General features: G+C 59.2%; 18 protein-coding genes. 6 read left to right on the forward strand and 12 right to left on the reverse strand.

The genetic code is table 11. The features are described 5' to 3' along the window. Window positions 1-121: 121 nt before the first annotated feature. Entirely contained in the window at window positions 122-748 is a 627-nt protein-coding gene (locus tag ASB65_RS05350) for a hypothetical protein (protein WP_060723255.1), read from the reverse strand. A gap of 205 nt (window positions 749-953) precedes the next feature. Then, window positions 954-1,109 carry a hypothetical protein gene (locus tag ASB65_RS28665; protein ID WP_080868444.1) on the reverse strand — a complete coding sequence of 52 codons (156 nt, stop codon included), beginning with the start codon at window positions 1,107-1,109 and terminating at the stop codon, window positions 954-956. Between the two features lie 237 nt (window positions 1,110-1,346). On the opposite strand from ASB65_RS28665, the gene ASB65_RS05355 reads away from it, so the two are divergent. Genes ASB65_RS05355 through ASB65_RS05365 form a run of 3 tightly spaced genes read left to right on the forward strand, consistent with a single transcriptional unit; the run spans window position 1,347 to window position 4,577 of the window. After that, the gene (locus tag ASB65_RS05355) at window positions 1,347-2,645 is read left to right on the forward strand and encodes an efflux RND transporter periplasmic adaptor subunit (RefSeq protein ID WP_060723292.1); all 1,299 of its coding nucleotides are present in this window, start codon (window positions 1,347-1,349) and stop codon (window positions 2,643-2,645) included. A 14-nt stretch (window positions 2,646-2,659) separates the two neighbouring features. Continuing rightward, window positions 2,660-3,379, forward strand: a complete 720-nt coding sequence (locus ASB65_RS05360) for an ABC transporter ATP-binding protein (RefSeq protein WP_020012822.1) — start codon at window positions 2,660-2,662, stop codon at window positions 3,377-3,379. After that, window positions 3,369-4,577 (forward strand): ABC transporter permease, encoded by a 1,209-nt coding sequence (locus tag ASB65_RS05365; RefSeq protein ID WP_060723256.1) that lies wholly within the window; start codon window positions 3,369-3,371, stop codon window positions 4,575-4,577. The genes ASB65_RS05360 and ASB65_RS05365 overlap by 11 nt, the downstream gene beginning before the upstream one ends. A 92-nt stretch (window positions 4,578-4,669) precedes the next feature. On the opposite strand, the gene ASB65_RS05370 is transcribed toward ASB65_RS05365, so the two are convergent. Beyond that, window positions 4,670-5,179, reverse strand: a complete 510-nt coding sequence (locus ASB65_RS05370) for a DUF6714 family protein (RefSeq protein WP_003507971.1) — start codon at window positions 5,177-5,179, stop codon at window positions 4,670-4,672. Continuing rightward, window positions 5,157-5,396, reverse strand: a complete 240-nt coding sequence (locus tag ASB65_RS05375) for a hypothetical protein (protein WP_003507969.1) — start codon at window positions 5,394-5,396, stop codon at window positions 5,157-5,159. Before ASB65_RS05375 ends, ASB65_RS05370 begins: the two co-directional genes overlap by 23 nt. A 167-nt stretch (window positions 5,397-5,563) precedes the next feature. Here ASB65_RS05375 and ASB65_RS05380 point away from each other — a divergent pair, with 167 nt between their 5' ends. After that, window positions 5,564-5,839, forward strand: coding sequence for a hypothetical protein (locus tag ASB65_RS05380; protein ID WP_003507967.1), 276 nt, complete (start codon window positions 5,564-5,566; stop codon window positions 5,837-5,839). Between the two features lie 195 nt (window positions 5,840-6,034). Here ASB65_RS05380 and sufA read toward each other — a convergent pair whose 3' ends face one another. The 7 genes from sufA to ASB65_RS05415 form a co-directional block, all read right to left on the reverse strand. Further along, window positions 6,035-6,424 carry a Fe-S cluster assembly scaffold SufA gene (gene sufA, locus ASB65_RS05385; RefSeq protein WP_003507965.1) on the reverse strand — a complete coding sequence of 130 codons (390 nt, stop codon included), beginning with the start codon at window positions 6,422-6,424 and terminating at the stop codon, window positions 6,035-6,037. A 105-nt stretch (window positions 6,425-6,529) separates the two neighbouring features. After that, window positions 6,530-6,913 carry an SUF system Fe-S cluster assembly protein gene (locus ASB65_RS05390; protein ID WP_003507963.1) on the reverse strand — a complete coding sequence of 128 codons (384 nt, stop codon included), beginning with the start codon at window positions 6,911-6,913 and terminating at the stop codon, window positions 6,530-6,532. A gap of 36 nt (window positions 6,914-6,949) precedes the next feature. Beyond that, on the reverse strand, window positions 6,950-8,200 hold the full coding sequence (locus tag ASB65_RS05395) for a cysteine desulfurase (RefSeq protein ID WP_060723257.1): 1,251 nt from the start codon (window positions 8,198-8,200) through the stop codon (window positions 6,950-6,952). Next, complete coding sequence (sufD, locus tag ASB65_RS05400; RefSeq protein WP_060723258.1) at window positions 8,193-9,464, reverse strand: Fe-S cluster assembly protein SufD; 1,272 nt, start codon at window positions 9,462-9,464, stop codon at window positions 8,193-8,195. Before sufD ends, ASB65_RS05395 begins: the two co-directional genes overlap by 8 nt. A 24-nt stretch (window positions 9,465-9,488) precedes the next feature. Continuing rightward, the gene (sufC, locus tag ASB65_RS05405; protein ID WP_003507958.1) at window positions 9,489-10,244 is read right to left on the reverse strand and encodes a Fe-S cluster assembly ATPase SufC; all 756 of its coding nucleotides are present in this window, start codon (window positions 10,242-10,244) and stop codon (window positions 9,489-9,491) included. 72 nt (window positions 10,245-10,316) lie between these two features. After that, the gene (sufB, locus tag ASB65_RS05410; protein WP_003507956.1) at window positions 10,317-11,786 is read right to left on the reverse strand and encodes a Fe-S cluster assembly protein SufB; all 1,470 of its coding nucleotides are present in this window, start codon (window positions 11,784-11,786) and stop codon (window positions 10,317-10,319) included. Between the two features lie 197 nt (window positions 11,787-11,983). Next, a complete protein-coding gene (locus ASB65_RS05415; protein ID WP_060723293.1) occupies window positions 11,984-13,153 on the reverse strand; it encodes a cysteine desulfurase family protein in 1,170 nt (389 codons plus the stop codon). Window positions 13,154-13,363: 210 nt separating this feature from the next. Here ASB65_RS05415 and ASB65_RS05420 point away from each other — a divergent pair, with 210 nt between their 5' ends. Continuing rightward, window positions 13,364-14,041, forward strand: coding sequence for an alpha/beta hydrolase (locus tag ASB65_RS05420; RefSeq protein ID WP_020012833.1), 678 nt, complete (start codon window positions 13,364-13,366; stop codon window positions 14,039-14,041). Between the two features lie 241 nt (window positions 14,042-14,282). On the opposite strand, the gene ASB65_RS05425 is transcribed toward ASB65_RS05420, so the two are convergent. Next, window positions 14,283-15,404, reverse strand: a complete 1,122-nt coding sequence (locus tag ASB65_RS05425; protein WP_060723259.1) for an anhydro-N-acetylmuramic acid kinase — start codon at window positions 15,402-15,404, stop codon at window positions 14,283-14,285. 150 nt (window positions 15,405-15,554) lie between these two features. Between ASB65_RS05425 and tyrS the strand changes: the two genes are divergently transcribed. After that, window positions 15,555-16,808 (forward strand): tyrosine--tRNA ligase, encoded by a 1,254-nt coding sequence (gene tyrS / locus ASB65_RS05430; RefSeq protein WP_060723294.1) that lies wholly within the window; start codon window positions 15,555-15,557, stop codon window positions 16,806-16,808. Window positions 16,809-16,836 lie beyond the last annotated feature (28 nt).

Genomic DNA, 16,836 nt, shown 5'->3' on the forward strand with positions numbered 1-16,836 from the left:
AACGTCAGATACGTCCGGATTGTCTCAAGAGCTCCGAAACTCAGAGTCTGGCACCTCTACACTCATTCGGTTTGCAATCAGTCCCTCATGAGGGGTGGTGGCACTGTCGCGAGGTTGCGGATCAGCTACGCTTCGCTAACAGATTTGGTGCAGCTGCCGCAACCAGTCCCAATGCGGCGGAAATGAAGCCGATAAAGTCGGATATCTTTTTCAGCTCGCCTTCGAAGCCCATACCCTGCAGTAATAGGCTCGTTCCGTAAAATAGGGGCAAGACGAACCCAAAGACAGTTATCAGGAATAGCGCAACTCTCTGCACAGCCAGCGTGGTCGGACGTGTTGGTTCCCACCGAAGAAGCAGGATGATGACGGCCAGTGCCGAAACGCTCAAGAAAACGTCGATCACCAACTGGGCGTTCACATTTATCAGGTTATCATTGGTCCAGAAATTTATTCCCGAGACTGATACGAGAAGAAAAAACACGATCGAAACCGCGATCGCCTCCGTCTTGCTGGACATGCCTGGGTCAAACACGAGAGCTCCGCAGACGATGCCTACGGTCATGGACAACGGCAAGAGGAGCATTCTACCCCATTCGCCCGTGTTCGTGTTTTTGGTTACCCCGGATACGGTTGGGGTGATTGTGTCTAAGAACCACCAGCCGACTCCGACGCCCAACAGGCTAAGCACCATAAACGCGCCAAGACTTACCAAAACTCCCACTGCGATTGCCCAAACCGCCCGCCCCATTTTCTCCCCCCGACCATGGCGCTACTGCTATGCTGAACAATACCGTGGAATCGATCAATATTAAATCACCCTGCTGCGCCGCTTTATTCTCTCCAATGACGGAAGATAATTGGTGGCATCGATTGTCGCAAAGCGCCCAGATGCAAGAAGCGACTGCGCTTCCGGGCCTGCAGGTTTGCAGCCCATGTACTCTCGAAAGACGCGCCTACCCCTGCCCAAACAGTGTGAAATACACCCACACCGCCACAAAAAACGCGATGACAGCCGCAATCGTCAAAGCCTTCCTGGCTTTCGGCCCGAGCGGTTCGCGTGGCTTCTTCGGCGGCACCGGTTTGCGGAACTTCACCACATTGTCGTTCATTTCATCATCGTCCTGAATGTCGCCGCTGAAAGCTCAGCCGCGTTTATGGCATCGATATTTCCGGATTTATCTCTAGCAGACCAGAACTATCATAAATATTACCAAGTTTTCACTTCACCCTCAGGGCAAGCTATGTCACTTCCCACAATCAGAGGAATACAACGGCGACAGATGGACGGACAAACCGGAGAGCGGAAACAACCCTCTGTGGTATTTTGAATTTTGCGGGTGATGAGAATGAATGACGCCAATACGAGTGGCAGCGATACAAAAAACAGCCAGCCCGATCTGCGCGAGATTCTGGGAACAAACAGAAACGGCCGCAAGAAAAAGTCGCGCCGATATCTCTATGCCGCAGCAGCCATTGTGCTGATTGGCGGGGGCCTTGGTTATTATTACCAGTCACGCGCAGCCGGCGTCGCCTATAGCTACACCACGGAGGCCGCGCGTCAGGGCGATCTCTCGGTCATCGTCACCTCCACGGGCTCGGTTCAGCCGACGGATCAGGTCGATATATCGAGCGAACTGTCCGGCACGGTGCGCAAGGTCAACGTCACCTATAATACGCCGGTCAAGGCCGGAGACGTGTTGGCGGAACTGGATACCAACAAGCTGGAGGCCGACGTGCAGAGCGCCCGCGCCAAGCTTGCCTCCGCCAAGGCCAACGTGCTGAAGGCTCGCGCCGATCTCGGCTCGGCAAAAACCTCGATGGAGCGCCTGAGATCGCTGGTGCAGAACCGGGTGTCCAGCCAGCAGGATCTGGATGCGGCGCAGTTCACCCATGATGCCGCCGCCGCCACGCTGCAGGTCAACGAGGCAACGGTGCTGTCGGCGGAGGCGGATCTGAGGCTCGCCGAGGTCAATCTCGGCAAGGCAAAGATCGTCTCGCCCATCGATGGCGTCATCCTCACCCGCAGCGTCGATCCCGGCGCCACCGTCGCCTCCTCGCTCAACGCCCCTGTTCTCTTCACCATCGCCGGTGATCTGCGCCACATGGAATTGCAGGTCTCAGTGGATGAGGCCGATGTCGGCAAGGTCGAAACCGGCCAGAAGGCCAATTTTAATGTCGATGCCTATCCCGACCGCAGTTTCCCGGCCGAGATCGAGACCGTGCGCTTCGCGTCCGAAACCGTGTCTAACGTGGTGACCTACAAGGGCATATTGACTGTCGACAATGAGGAACTGCTGCTGCGCCCCGGCATGACGGCGACCGCCAATATCATTGTCGAGGAAATCAAGGACACGCTGCTGGTGCCGAATTCCGCGCTTCGTTATACGCCGCCGCGCGAATCCGCCTCCCGTGGCGGCGGGTTGATGAGCCTGTTCCGCCCGCCCCGCATGGGCCGCTCGCAGAACCGCGACGCCGGCCAGGCTGCGACAGGCAAAAGAACGGTCTGGGTGTTGCGCAACAACAATCCGGTCTCCGTTTCCATTGAAACCGGTTCCACCGACGGCCAGCATACCGTGGTAAAATCGGGCGAGTTGAAGGCCGATGACCAGGTGATTACCGACGCAACGGCCCGCAACGCCGGCTGACGGAGGACAAGCGCATGCAACAGCCGCCGCTCATCGAATTTCGCGATGTCGTCAAGCAATATGGCCGCGGCGAAGCGACGATCCGCGCGCTCGATGGCGTCAGCCTCTCCATTCGCGAGAAGGAGTTCGTCGCCATCATGGGGCCGTCAGGATCGGGCAAATCCACCTCGATGAACATCATCGGCTGTCTGGATGTGCCGACATCAGGCGAATATCTCTTCCAGGGCGTGCCCACCAGCAGTTTCGACAATGAACATTTGACGCTGCTGCGCCGGCACATGCTGGGTTTCGTGTTTCAGGGTTTCAATCTTCTCTCGCGCACCTCGGCGGTGGAAAATGTCGAGCTGCCGCTGATCTATCGCGGCATGAAGGCCTCGGAGCGGCGCGAGCGCGCCATGGAGGCGCTGGCGCAGGTGGGACTGAAGGGCCGCGAGGACCACACCACGCAGGAGCTTTCCGGCGGTCAGCAGCAGCGTGTGGCCATTGCCCGCGCCATCGTCACCCGCCCTGCTCTCCTTCTTGCCGACGAGCCGACCGGCAATCTCGATACGAAAACCAGTGTCGAGATCATGGAACTGATCACCGCACTCAATCGTGACAGGGGCATCACCGTCGTCATGGTCACGCATGAAGAGGATATCGCCGCCCACGCCGGACGCCTCCTGCGCTTTGTCGACGGCCATCTCGCCTCCGATAGCGCCGCGGACAAAAAGGAGACATCGGATGTTCTTTGAAACGTCGCGTCTTGCGCTGCGCGCCATCAGCCGCAACCTTCTGCGCTCCTTCCTCACCGTGCTTGGTGTCGTCATCGGCGTGGCCGCCGTCATCGCCATGGTCACCATCGGCAACGGCACAACGGAACAGGTGAAATCGGAACTGTCACGGCTCGGCACCAACATGCTGTTCGTCCGTCCCGGCCAGTTCGGCCCCGGCCGTGCCAGCACCGAAGCCAAACGCTTCGATGACCGCGATGTCGAGGCCATCCGCAACCAGATATCAGGCATCCGTGCCGTTGCGCCGCAGAACCGCAGTTCCGCCGCAACCGTCATTTTCGGCGGCAAGAACCACCAGACAAGTGTCATCGGCACCACCAACGATTATCTGATCGCGCAGGACTGGACCATTGCGCTCGGCCGCGACTTCCAGCCCGCCGAAGATCGCGGCGGCCAGATCGGCTGCATCATCGGCGAAACGGTGCGTCAGGAACTCTTTGGGGCAGAAAACCCTGTGGGGCAGACGATCCGCGTCAGCAACATCTCCTGCCCCGTCATCGGTGTGCTGGCCAGAAAAGGCCAGTCCGGCCTCGGTGACGACCAGGACGACACGATCATCATGCCGCTTAAAATCCACCAGCGGCGCATCGGCGGCACTACCACCATTTCCTCGATCATGGTTTCAGCGCAGGATGGCGTTTCAACCGCCAAGGTGCAGAGCGACCTGCAGAACCTGCGGCGCGAGCGCCGCCGCATTGGCATCGGCCGTGAGGATGATTTCACCGTCAACGACATGACGCAGATTGCCTCCGCCATGACCGGCACGACGACGCTGCTGACCGGGCTTCTGGGCGCGGTCGCCGCCGTCAGCCTTCTGGTGGGCGGCATCGGCATCATGAACATCATGCTGGTCTCAGTGACGGAACGCACCCGCGAGATCGGCATTCGACTTGCCATCGGCGCGCTGGAAAAACAGGTGCTGACGCAGTTTCTGGTGGAAGCCGTCATGCTGTCGGCCTTCGGTGGCCTCGTCGGCATCCTTACCGGCCTCGGCCTCGCTTATGCCGTCGTCAGCTATCTCACCGTGCCCTTTGTCACCAGCCCCTCGATCATCTTCCTCGCTTTCGCCTTTTCGGCGGCCATCGGGGTGATTTTCGGGTATTTCCCGGCACGGCGGGCGGCAAGCCTGAGCCCGATAGAAGCGTTGCGGCATGAGTGAAAGTCGGCGTTCAAACCGCAACCGGCTTTGTGTGAGAAGAAACGGCAAGCTGCAACTCCTCCTTGGGGATTGACCCGATCCGCTCTAATCGCTCACCGTGGAGCACGCATATCCACCCATTCTTCGAGCGCGCGCTCTATATCGTCCTGATAGGGCGGCAGGTTTTCCGTCTCACTGATAGCGCGGAGATACGCTTCCACGGCATTCCGTTGCAGCAGAGTCAGTAAGGAAAATTTCTCCTGGCACCCGCACGAATAGGGTGCGAATTCGTGCCTGTAGTCGCCATCGAGATCAGCAGTCATATAGGCGGGCAGATGAAATCGCATTCCTTCAGCATCAAGGAAGGCGGGGCTGCCGGAATGTCTGTTGAGGTCCTCCACGGGGATAGCGGCCCAGTCATTCTTCTCGTCGCCAGCACGACACGCGGCGCGAACCTCATTATTCGCATAATCGTCAAGCGCCTGCGCCTCGGAAAGGCCGACGCCACCACCCAGGGTGACACCCGCGAATGCTTCTCTCACCGCCGCTTTCGCGTTTGCGATAATATCTGGCTCCGGTCGCATCAAATAATCCGCCTGTTCAATGATGCGTTCCCCCGTCACCGTGCACCGTCGGCCATTCTCCACCCTCGGTCCGCTCGAACTGAAGGCCATTCTGCGTGTCACCCTTGGATGTCGCAGACCGCGCTCGCAGGCGCGCCTTCTCCTCCCAGTAAAATGTAAGATAAATAATGCCGACGATCAGCGTCAGACCAGCCACGACGCCGGCGACGATCAGACCTATGGTCCAGATATCAATCGAGGCGCTATTGATTTCCATCCCGGTTTCCTCCCCACGATCAGTCCTGTCAGCTGTCCGAAATACCTTTTCAGTATGGGTGGCAGGTGGTCACGCACCTCCTGCCAAACCTCGCGGAATATCCGATAACCTTGCTTCAGGGCGTCAATCGGATAGGCTCACCCTCAAGTTTATCGGATGGAGTCTGGATGTTCAAATCGGTATCGGACAGCGCCGCTGCCGCGGACGGCGGTTCGCTCGCTCTCTTCGTGGAACGAACTGACGGGCAGACGGAAGTGTTTGTGATCAATCGTTCCCTCGCGTCACGCGGCAAGCCCGACTATAACAAGGTCACTTCAAGCCTTCGGCCACTTTCCGCGGGGGATTGCGGGATGATCGCGGCGGCTCTCGAACCTCTATTGACGACGACGCCATCAATTCATCCGCTGGCGGATTTTATCGAAACCCTCAAACAGCAGTCATGATCCTTCGAAAGCTGATTTTTACGCCGGGCGCAGTTTGCGGAAAAAGAACCTCAAACCTCTCATCCATCATCCTCGGGCTTGACCCGAGGATCTACAAACGTCTCAAGCGATTTGACGGGGATGACGTCGCGTTTGTGGGAGCGCTGCGTGCATAAGAAAGGTCTGCCTCTCCATCGCAGAGATAGCCGTAACCAATCAGACGCTGGCCTCTGCCTCGCGCTGCTTTGCCAGCGCTGCCAGATCGGCAGGCTTCAACTCGACCGATTCACCACAGCCGCAGGCGGATGTCTGGTTCGGATTGTTGAAGGTGAAGCCAGAGCGCATCTTGGTCACTTCGAAATCCATCTGCGTGCCGAGCAGATAGAGCACGGCAGAAGGCTGAACCCAGACCCTGGCGCCTTCGAATTCGACCAGATCGTCCTTCGCATCCGCTTCGGTCACGAGGTCGATGGTATATTCCATGCCCGCGCAGCCGCCCTTCTTGATGCCGACGCGCACGCCCTTGGCATCAGGGCCGGAATTTTCAACGATTGCTTTAACACGCGAGGCGGCAGCCCCGGTCATGGTCATGATCGCAAAGCCCATGGGCCCATTCTCCTTCGACAATCGAGTTCAAGGCTCGATGCTTATGGATTTCAATCTAATAGCGCCTGAGAGTGTCATCAAGGGATGACACCTGTCAAAATCACGTCAGTACCAGCCGACGGCGACCTGCGCTTCTTCCGACATGCGGTCCGGCGTCCAAGGCGGATCGAAGGTCATTTCGACGGTCACACCGGAAACACCCTCGACGGCGCCCACGGCATTTTCCACCCAGCCCGGCATTTCACCGGCCACCGGGCAACCCGGGGCCGTCAGCGTCATGACGATCTTGACCATCCGGTCGTCTTCGATGTCGATCTTGTAGACGAGACCGAGTTCGAAAATATCGGCTGGAATTTCCGGGTCGTAGACGGTTTTCAGCGCCGCAATCACGTCGTCGCTGAGGCGCGCCAGCTCATCCGGCGGAATGGTGGACACCTTTTCCTGGGCTTCGGTCGCATCCTGGGTCTTTGCAGTGGCTTCGGCAGTCATGGTCTTAAACCTCAATCCTGATCTCTTATTCCGATATCAGGCGAAAAATTTGCGCGCATATTCCAGCGCCTCAACAAGAGAGTCTACTTCGGCGCGGGTATTGTAAAGGCCGAACGATGCCCGGCATGTGGAGGTGACGCCGAACCGTTTCAAGAGCGGCATGGCGCAATGGGTGCCGGCCCGCACGGCAACGCCGCGCCGGTCGATCACCATCGAGACGTCATGGGCATGGATGCCCTCGAGCTCGAAGGAGAAGATGCCGCCCTTGTCAGGCGCATTGCCGATGATGCGCAGCGAATTGATCTCGCGCAGCCGCTCAGCGGCGTAAGCCGCAAGATCTGCCTCATGCGCGGCAATCGCGGCACGGCCGAGATTGTCCATATAATCAAGCGCGTAACCGAGACCGATGGCCTGCACGATCGGCGGCGTACCCGCTTCGAAACGATGCGGCGGCTCGTTATAGGTCACATTGTCTTCGGACACGTCGAGGATCATCTCGCCGCCGCCCTGGAACGGCCGCATCTCGCTCAGGCGGTCAGCCTTGCCGTAGAGCACGCCGATGCCCGAGGGACCGTAAAGCTTGTGGCCGGTCATGACGTACCAGTCGCAATCGATATCGCGCACGTCGACCGGCATGTGAACCGCGCCCTGAGAGCCATCGACAAGCACCGGAATGCCGCGCTCATGGGCGATGCGGCAGATTTCCTTGACCGGCACGATGGTGCCCAGCGCATTCGACATATGGGTGATGGCAACGAGCTTGGTGCGCTCCGTCAGGCTTTTTTCGAAAGCCTCGATATGGAACGCGCCGTCGTCATCGACAGGCACCCAGACGAGCTTCGCGCCCTGCCGCTCGCGAATGAAATGCCACGGCACGATGTTGGAGTGATGTTCCATGATCGAGATGACGATCTCATCGCCCTCGCCGATCTTTGGCATGCCGTAACCGTAAGCAACCGTATTGATCGCCTCGGTGGAGGATTTGGTGAAGACGATCTCGTCCACCGAACCGGCATTCAGGAAACGGCGCACCTTTTCGCGCGCCGCCTCATAGGCGTCGGTTGCGGCATTGGAGAGGAAATGCAGGCCACGATGCACATTCGCATATTCATTGGAATAGGCATGAGAAACGGCGTCGATTACCACCTGCGGTTTTTGAGCGGACGCGCCGTTGTCGAGATAGACCAGCGGCTTGCCATAGACCTCGCGCGACAGGATCGGGAAATCCTTCCGCACGGCTTCAACGTCATAAGGGGCCGCCAATGCGGCGCGTTCGCTCTCAGGCATGATGTTCCAGCCAGCCGGAGATGATAGTCTCCAGCGCCTCTACCAGATTTTCTTCTTCCAGTTCCTCGGCGATCTCAGCGACGAAGGCGTTGACGAGCATCGCCCGCGCCTTTGCCCGCGGCACGCCGCGCGCCATCAGATAATAGAGATGGTTGTCGTCAATATCGGCAACCGTCGCACCGTGACCGCACTGAACGTCGTCGGCGAAGATTTCAAGCTCCGGCTTTGCCGAGAACTCGCCATCGTCAGACATCAGCAGCGTATTGCACGCCATCTTCGCATCGGTCTTCTGGGCATCGGGGGCAACCCGGATCATGCCCTGAAAAATGCCCTTTGCACGGTCGAAGACCACGTTGCGGAACACTTCTGTCGAGGTCGTGTTCGGCACGTTGTGGCCAAGAACCATCGTCACGTCGGTATGGGTTTCGCCGCCCAACAGGTTGACGCCGCGAACGATGAGGTCAGTACCCTCGCCGTCCACGTCGATGCGCAGTTCCTGCCGCACCAGCTTGCCGCCGGCATTGATGACGAATAGACGAATCTTGGCGTCCGCACCGATTTTCATGCGCAGCTGGCCAAGATGAATATCGGCCGCGCCCTGTTGCTGCAGGATGATCCAGGTCACTTCCGCACCGTCTTCGACAACGATGTCGGTGACGGAGGAAACAAGGGCGGCATCCGAAGTCACCGAAAGGTGACGCTCGATGACGGTCGCCTTCGAACCCTTGCCGAAGCGCACCGGGAAGCGGCTGTGAACCTGACCTGCGCCATGGATCGCCTGCAATTCGATCGGCTTTTCGATCTCGGCATCAGCGGGAATGTCGAGCATCAGGCCGTCGCGCACGAAGCTGCCGTTGATACGGCCGATCACGTCGTCCTTGCTGGCTTCCGCAAGGCCTGTGGCGGCCGAGCCGTCAAGCAGGCTCTCGGCAAAGCTGGAAACGCTGATGTCTTCGATCTTGCCGACATTGGCCTTGCCATGCAGCACGTAGGCGACGGACGAGCCGGCGACAACAGACGCCTGCTTGTCGATAACAGGTGCGGGCTGGTCCTCGGGAATGGCACGCAACAGGCTCTTGAGATCGGTATAGTGCCACGCCTCGATGCGGCGGGTCGGAAGACCGCCGGCCTTCAGATCGGCGAACAGCACGTCGCGGGCGGCGACAACCGCACCATTGCCCGGCAATTCGCTGAACTTGGCGGTATAGGCGTCGATCAGCGCGGTTTCCGCTGGCGTCAGCCGATTGGTCGTTTGAATGTTCATGGACATCACCTCCTGGCCTCTGGCTTAGGCCGCTTCACCGATGATGTCGGCGTAACCATTGTTTTCCAGCTCCAGCGCCAGGGCCTTGTCGCCCGAACGGATGATCTTGCCCTTGTAAAGAACGTGAACGCTATCAGGCACGATGTAATCGAGCAGGCGCTGGTAGTGGGTGATGACGACAGTGGCGCGATCCGGCGACTTCAGCGCGTTGACGCCATCAGCCACGATCTTCAGCGCGTCGATGTCGAGGCCGCTATCGGTTTCGTCGAGAACGCAGAGCTTCGGCTCCAGCAGCGCCATCTGCAGGATTTCGGCGCGCTTCTTCTCACCGCCGGAGAAACCAACGTTCAGCGGACGCTTCAGCATGTCCATGTCGATCTTCAGATCGCCGGCAGCTTCCTTGACGCGACGGATAAAGTCCGGCGTCGTCAGCTCGGCCTCGCCGCGCGCCTTGCGCTGCTCGTTCATAGCAACCTTGAGGAACTGCATGGTGGCAACACCGGGAATTTCGACCGGATACTGGAAGGCCAGGAAAATACCCTTGGCAGCGCGCTCGGCGGCATCCAGTTCCAGAATGCTTTCGCCGTTATAGAGGATGTCACCGGAGGTGACTTCATAGTCTTCGCGGCCCGACAGGATGTAGGACAGCGTCGACTTGCCGGAACCGTTCGGGCCCATGATGGCCGCAACTTCACCGGCAGCAACCTTAAGGTTGAGGCCCTTGATGATCTCGGTTTCGGTATCGGCGATCTTTGCGTGCAGGTCGATGATTTCAAGCATGGTTTTATCCTAAGAATAGTGTGAGCGAAGGTGCGCGAAACCGCGCACTCAAAGTGCGTATTCGTATGACGATCAGCCGACCGAACCTTCCAGCGAAATGCCGATCAGCTTCTGCGCTTCAACCGCAAACTCCATCGGCAGCTGCTGGATGACATCCTTCACGAAGCCGTTGACGATCAGTGCGATGGCCGACTCCTCGGGAATGCCGCGCTGCAGGCAATAGAACAGCTGGTCTTCGGAAATCTTCGACGTGGTCGCCTCATGCTCGAAATGAGCAGACGAGTTCTTCGCCTCGATATAGGGCACGGTATGCGCGCCGCACTTGTCACCGATCAGAAGCGAGTCGCACTGCGTGAAGTTGCGCGTGTTGGTCGCCTTGCGGTGAGCCGAGACCTGTCCGCGATAGACGTTTTCCGAGAAACCGGCGGCAATGCCCTTGGCGATGATGCGGCTCGACGTGTTCTTGCCGAGATGGATCATCTTGGTGCCACTGTCGATCTGCTGATGGCCGTTGGAAACCGCAATCGAATAGAATTCGCCACGGCTGTCGTCGCCGCGCAAAATGCAGGACGGGTATTTCCAGGTGATGGCAGAACCGGTTTCAACCTGCGTCCACGAAATCTTCGAACGGTTGCCACGGCAATCGCCGCGCTTGGTCACGAAGTTGTAGATGCCGCCCTTGCCGTCCTTGTCGCCCGGATACCAGTTCTGGACTGTGGAATATTTGATTTCGGCATCGTCGAGTGCCACCAGTTCCACCACGGCGGCGTGAAGCTGGTTCTCGTCGCGCTGAGGTGCCGTGCAGCCTTCCAGATAGGAGACGTAGGCGCCTTCTTCGGCGATGATCAGCGTGCGCTCGAACTGGCCGGTGTTCTTTTCGTTGATGCGAAAATAGGTGGAAAGCTCCATCGGGCACCGCACGCCCTTCGGCACGAACACGAATGAACCATCGGTAAAGACGGCCGAGTTCAGCGTTGCGTAAAAATTGTCCGTCTGCGGCACGACCGAACCGAGATATTTCTTCACCAGATCAGGATATTCGCGCACGGCTTCGGAGATCGACATGAAGATCACGCCGGCCTTTGCCAGTTCCGCCTTGAAGGTGGTGACAACGGAGACGCTGTCGAACACGGCATCCACGGCCACACGACGGTTTTCCACGCCGGCCAGGATTTCCTGTTCCTTCAGCGGGATACCCAGCTTCTCGTAAACCTTCAGCAGCTCCGGATCGACTTCGTCCAGCGACTTCGGGCCGGGCGTGCTTTTCGGTGCGGCATAATAATAGAGATCGTTGAAGTCGATCTTGGGGTAGCTGACGCGCGCCCAGGTCGGCTCTTCCATCGTCAGCCAGCGCTTGTAAGCCTCAAGACGCCATTCCAGCATCCATTCCGGCTCCTGCTTCTTGGCCGAGATGAAGCGGATCACCTCTTCCGAAAGGCCCTTCGGGGCCTTGTCGACTTCAATTTCGGTTTCGAAGCCGTATTTATACTGGTCCACATCGATCTGGCGAACCTGATCGATCGTTTCCTGAACCGCTGCCATGTCGTTCTCCAATCTCGCCGGAGCCAAGGTCCGGTGGCTTGTCAACGTATCAAGGCGGATAGCCGCCTTATCCATCTTCGGGCAAATCGTCCGTGCCGCATAAACGGGCGGAGCTTATACCCATGTAAGTGCGGGATGGCGCTTTTCACACATCCCGGCAAGCGGAAAATTGCTATTCCGCAATTCTTTGCCGCATTTTACGCGGCCTGACCGGCCAGCTTGCGCCGCCCGGCAATTTTCGTAAACGCCGCAAGCGTGCGTTCAATGTCTGCCTCATCAGTCGCGTGGCCAAGGGAAATCCTCAGTGCGCCGAGCTTGGGGTCGCGCCCCATCGCCGTCAGCACATGGCTTTCCCCCACCTTGCCGGAAGAGCAGGCCGAACCGGCCGAGAGCGCGATGCCTTCTATATCGAAGGCGATCTGGCCCGTCTCCGCCTTCAAACCGGGCAAGGTGAAAAACGTGGTATTGCCGACACGTCCGACATCCTCGCCGTGGATGATCACGTCAGGCGCATTTGCCCGCATGCCGTCTTCCAGCCTTGCGCGCAACGCGACAAGACGCGTCGCTTCCGCCTCGAGATTTTTCGCGGCAACAGCGGCCGCGGCACCAAAACCGAGGATCGACAGGGTATTTTCAGTACCCGAACGGTGTCCCTTTTCCTGGCCGCCACCATGGATCAGCGGCTTCGGCATCATCACCTCGCCGCGCGAGATCAAAGCTCCCGCACCCTTCGGGCCACCAAGCTTGTGGGACGAGAGGACGAGGAAATCCGCATCGAGCCTATTGATATCGAGCGAAATGCGGCCGGCTGCCTGCACGGCATCGACAATCATCAATCCACCCGCCGTATGCGCAAGTCGCGCCGCTTCCGCCACCGGCTGAAGAATGCCCGTCTCGTTATTGACCAGCATGCAGGCGACCATCGGCAAGCCGGCGGATTTGTCATGCGAAGACAACAGCGCTTCGAGTGCGGCAAGATCGACGACACCCGCTGACGTAACGGGAATTTCCGTAACGTCAGCCTTGCCAAACCGACCGCCCTCACGAAAAGCCGGATGTTCGATGGCCGAGACATAAAGACGGCCATAGCGCACGGGAGCGCGCCCCATCCTGAAATCCGGCGTCAGCCCCAGATTGCCCTCTCCCGTCGCCCCGCTGGTAAGGGTGACGGGGGATGCCGGTGCGCCGCAAAGCCCCGCCACATCACGACGGGCAGCCTCAACGGCCGCGCGGGCGGCACGCCCTTCCCGGTGCACGGAGGACGGGTTGCCGGCAATCTCCAGCGCGGAGACGAGAACCTCCCGCACGGCGGGCAAAAGCGGCGCCGTGGCGTTCCAGTCCATATATGTGCGCGTCAAACCCGTCATCGCGGAATAGTTTCGCTCAATCTTAATTGCGCCAAAACGCATTTTTCTTGAAATTACAGTTGCGCTTGCCTTATGACACGACCGAGTGCTTAAGCACACGCAAAGTTTCGAATTATTCTAAACTGCGTTCTAGAAAAGATGACACAGTTCGTCAAGTCTTCTCATCGGAAGAATGCGGTTGGAGAATGAAAAAACACGACCGGAGTACCAATGCCCGAAGTCATTTTTAACGGCCCTGCGGGTCGCCTCGAAGGCCGTTATCAACCCTCCAAGGAAAAGAGCGCGCCGATAGCGATCATCCTTCATCCGCATCCGCAGTTCGGCGGCACGATGAACAACCAGATCGTCTATCAGCTGTTCTATCTTTTCCAGAAGCGCGGCTTCACCACGCTCCGGTTCAATTTCCGCTCCATTGGCCGCAGCCAGGGCGAATTCGACCACGGCGCGGGCGAGCTTTCCGACGCCGCTTCCGCTCTCGACTGGGTGCAGAGCCTGCATCCCGATTCGAAAAGCTGCTGGGTTGCCGGTTATTCCTTCGGCGCCTGGATCGGCATGCAGCTTCTGATGCGCCGTCCGGAAATCGAAGGCTTCATGTCGATTGCACCGCAGCCCAATACCTACGACTTCTCCTTCCTCGCCCCCTGCCCGTCTTCCGGCCTCATCATCAACGGCGATTCCGACAAGGTCGCGCCTGAGAAGGACGTGAATGGTCTGGTGGAAAAGCTGAAGACCCAGAAGGGCATCCTCATCACCCACCGCACCCTTCCCGGCGCCAACCACTTCTTCAATGGCAAGGTGGATGAGCTGATGGGCGAATGCGAGGACTACCTCGACCGTCGCCTGAATGGTGAACTGGTGCCGGAACCGGCAGCGAAGCGTATTCGGTGATAAGCCGCGCATCGTCGGGGCAGGTCTTGATCTAGCTACAGTGATCGACGGCGGGCTTGGCTTACCCCCCTCTGCCCTGCCGGGCATCTCCCCCTCAAGGGGGGAGATCGAATCGTGGCGACCTATCGGCCACCTTGAACGTAGCAGCTTAGGTAAAGAGCAGGCGTCTGGCTGATCTCCCCCCTTGAGGGGGAGATGCCCGGCAGGGCAGAGGGGGGTGAGCCACACCCGCCGTCGTCTATTACGCCCTCACCAAAACCCCACCCGTCACCGGCTCATTCACACCCGTCGTTCCGGGGTAGGTCAGCGGCAAGCCTTTAAGCGATCGCACGGCCAGATAGGCCCAGGCCTCCGCCTCCATCGCCCCGCCATCGAAACCCGCCTCTTCCGCCGCAATCACCCGCGCGCCCCCCTTTGCGGCAAGGCTCGCGAATTCTTCCATAATCACCGGGTTGAGACGCCCGCCACCGCAGACCACATAGGTTTTTGCTTCTTCCGGCAGATAGCTCGCCGATTTGAGGATTGCAGCGCCCGTCAGATGCGACAGCGTGCGCGCGCCGTCGGCAAACGAGGCCTCGCCCTTTTGCGGTGGCACAAAATCGCTGCGATCAAGGGAGCGGCGGATATTGGCCGAGAAGAACGGGCTTTCCATGTAGCGGGTGACGAGCGAGGCAACGACACTGCCGCCCGCCGCCGTCCTGCCACCCTTGTCGAAGGCTTTCCCCGTATGCGCCTCGATCCACTGGTCGATCAACATGTTGCCGGGACCGCTGTCGAAAGCGGCAAGTCGCCCTCCTTCGCCGATATAGGTAAGGTTGGATATGCCACCAATATTGACGAAGACGGCAGGCGTTTCGAACTCTGCCGGCAGATTGGCGGAGAGCGCCATGTGATAGGCGGGAATGAGCGGCGCGCCCTGCCCGCCATGTACCATGTCGTTCGCCCGCATGTCGTAAACCACATCGATGCCGGTTTCTTCAGCCAGAAGCGCGCCGTCGCCGATCTGCACGGTCAGCGCCTCATCCGGGCGGTGCAGCACCGTCTGGCCATGAAAACCGATCACATCGATATCGCCGGCTTCAAGCCGGTGACGGTGGAGGAAGGATTTGACCGCCGCGGCATGGGCAAGCGTCAGCTTGCGCTCTGCCTCACCAAGATCGCCGGGACGCTCGCGCCGTTCGCGAATGGATTTGGCTGTCACAAGCGCCTTCTGCCAGATGGCCCGCAGGCCGGCATCATAGGGGAAATAACCGCTCGGCCCGGGCCGCACCACGCGTTCGCCATCCGTGCGCAGAAGGGCGATATCGATGCCGTCCATCGATGTTCCGCTCATCAGCCCGATCGCCGTTTTGACCTCGCCCACGCGCCGCTCCTTTGCAATATCGAATCATGCTTACACGAATCGCCGTTATTCATGGCCGAAACGGGTGCACTTTTCAAAAAACAATGGTAAAGCCCCCGGCGTTCATTGGCTGCCAATGACGATAAATATCCAACCAGAAAGAAAAAGGTCATGTCCAGGTTCAAGTCCGATTTCCTCCGCACGCTCGACGAGCGCGGCTTCATTCACCAGATCTCCGACGAGTCGGGTCTCGACGAACTGTTCGCCAAGGAAACCGTGACCGCCTATATCGGCTATGATCCGACGGCCTCGAGTTTGCATGTCGGCCACCTCACCCAGATCATGATGCTGCACTGGATGCAGAAGACCGGCCATCAGCCGATTTCCCTGATGGGCGGCGGCACCGGCATGGTCGGCGATCCGTCTTTCAAGGAAGAGGCCCGCAAGCTGATGACGATCGACATGATCGAGGACAACATCACCTCGCTCAAGCACGTCTTCGCCAACTACCTCGATTATGACCGCGCGGAAAACCCGGCGCTGATGATCAACAATGCCGACTGGCTGCGCGGCCTCAATTACCTCGAGTTCCTGCGCGATGTCGGCCGCCACTTCTCGGTCAACCGCATGCTGTCCTTCGACAGCGTGAAGACGCGCCTCGACCGCGAGCAGTCGCTGTCCTTCCTCGAATTCAACTACATGATCCTTCAGGCCTACGACTACGTGGAACTGAACCAGCGCACCGGTTGCCGCCTGCAGATGGGCGGTTCCGACCAGTGGGGCAACATCATCAACGGTATCGATCTCGGTCACCGCATGGGGACACCGCAGCTTTACGCGCTGACCTCGCCGCTCCTCACCACCTCCTCGGGTGCGAAGATGGGCAAGTCGGCATCGGGCGCCGTTTGGCTGAACAAGGATCTGCTGCCGGTCTATGATTTCTGGCAGTACTGGCGCAACACGGAAGATGCGGATGTCGTTCGCTTCGCGAAGCTCTTCACCACGCTGCCGATGGATGAGATCGCCCGCATTGCGGCGCTTGGCGGATCGGAGATCAACGAGGCGAAGAAAATCCTCGCGACCGAAGTAACGGCGATCCTGCATGGCCGCGCCGCTGCGGAAGAAGCTGCGGAAACGGCGCGCAAGACTTTCGAGGAAGGCGCGTTGGCTGAAAACCTGCCCTCCATCGAGGTTCCGGCATCCGAACTCGAAGCCGGCGTCGGCGTTCTCTCGCTCATCGTGCGCGCCGGTCTCGCCGGTTCGAACGGCGAGGCCCGCCGCCATGTTCAGGGCGGCGCGGTGAAGATCAACGACATCGGCGTTTCCGATGAGCGTCAGAGCATTGGTTCCGGTGAAGTGACCGGCGACGGCGTCATCAAGCTCTCGGTCGGCAAGAAGAAGCACGTGCTGGTTCGCCCGGCGTAACGCCCGCACCAAAGCTGTTATTGAGGGC

Origin of the sequence: Agrobacterium tumefaciens str. B6 (genome assembly GCF_001541315.1) — a bacterium.
In the GTDB taxonomy this organism is placed as follows: domain Bacteria; phylum Pseudomonadota; class Alphaproteobacteria; order Rhizobiales; family Rhizobiaceae; genus Agrobacterium; species Agrobacterium radiobacter.

Bases quoted from the DNA above. Each gene is read 5' to 3' on its own strand.
- ASB65_RS05350 (WP_060723255.1), bottom strand. From the start codon at position 748: ATGGGGCGGGCGGTTTGGGCAATCGCAGTGGGAGTTTTGGTAAGTCTT.
- ASB65_RS05415 (WP_060723293.1), bottom strand. From the start codon at position 13,153: ATGACGGGTTTGACGCGCACATATATGGACTGGAACGCCACGGCGCCG.
- ASB65_RS05355 (WP_060723292.1), top strand. From the start codon at position 1,347: ATGAATGACGCCAATACGAGTGGCAGCGATACAAAAAACAGCCAGCCC.
- ASB65_RS05365 (WP_060723256.1), top strand. From the start codon at position 3,369: ATGTTCTTTGAAACGTCGCGTCTTGCGCTGCGCGCCATCAGCCGCAAC.
- ASB65_RS05360 (WP_020012822.1), top strand. From the start codon at position 2,660: ATGCAACAGCCGCCGCTCATCGAATTTCGCGATGTCGTCAAGCAATAT.
- sufC (WP_003507958.1), bottom strand. From the start codon at position 10,244: ATGCTTGAAATCATCGACCTGCACGCAAAGATCGCCGATACCGAAACC.
- ASB65_RS05390 (WP_003507963.1), bottom strand. From the start codon at position 6,913: ATGACTGCCGAAGCCACTGCAAAGACCCAGGATGCGACCGAAGCCCAG.
- ASB65_RS05380 (WP_003507967.1), top strand. From the start codon at position 5,564: ATGTTCAAATCGGTATCGGACAGCGCCGCTGCCGCGGACGGCGGTTCG.
- ASB65_RS05375 (WP_003507969.1), bottom strand. From the start codon at position 5,396: ATGGAAATCAATAGCGCCTCGATTGATATCTGGACCATAGGTCTGATC.
- ASB65_RS05420 (WP_020012833.1), top strand. From the start codon at position 13,364: ATGCCCGAAGTCATTTTTAACGGCCCTGCGGGTCGCCTCGAAGGCCGT.
- ASB65_RS28665 (WP_080868444.1), bottom strand. From the start codon at position 1,109: ATGAACGACAATGTGGTGAAGTTCCGCAAACCGGTGCCGCCGAAGAAG.
- tyrS (WP_060723294.1), top strand. From the start codon at position 15,555: ATGTCCAGGTTCAAGTCCGATTTCCTCCGCACGCTCGACGAGCGCGGC.
- sufB (WP_003507956.1), bottom strand. From the start codon at position 11,786: ATGGCAGCGGTTCAGGAAACGATCGATCAGGTTCGCCAGATCGATGTG.
- ASB65_RS05395 (WP_060723257.1), bottom strand. From the start codon at position 8,200: ATGCCTGAGAGCGAACGCGCCGCATTGGCGGCCCCTTATGACGTTGAA.
- sufD (WP_060723258.1), bottom strand. From the start codon at position 9,464: ATGAACATTCAAACGACCAATCGGCTGACGCCAGCGGAAACCGCGCTG.
- sufA (WP_003507965.1), bottom strand. From the start codon at position 6,424: ATGGGCTTTGCGATCATGACCATGACCGGGGCTGCCGCCTCGCGTGTT.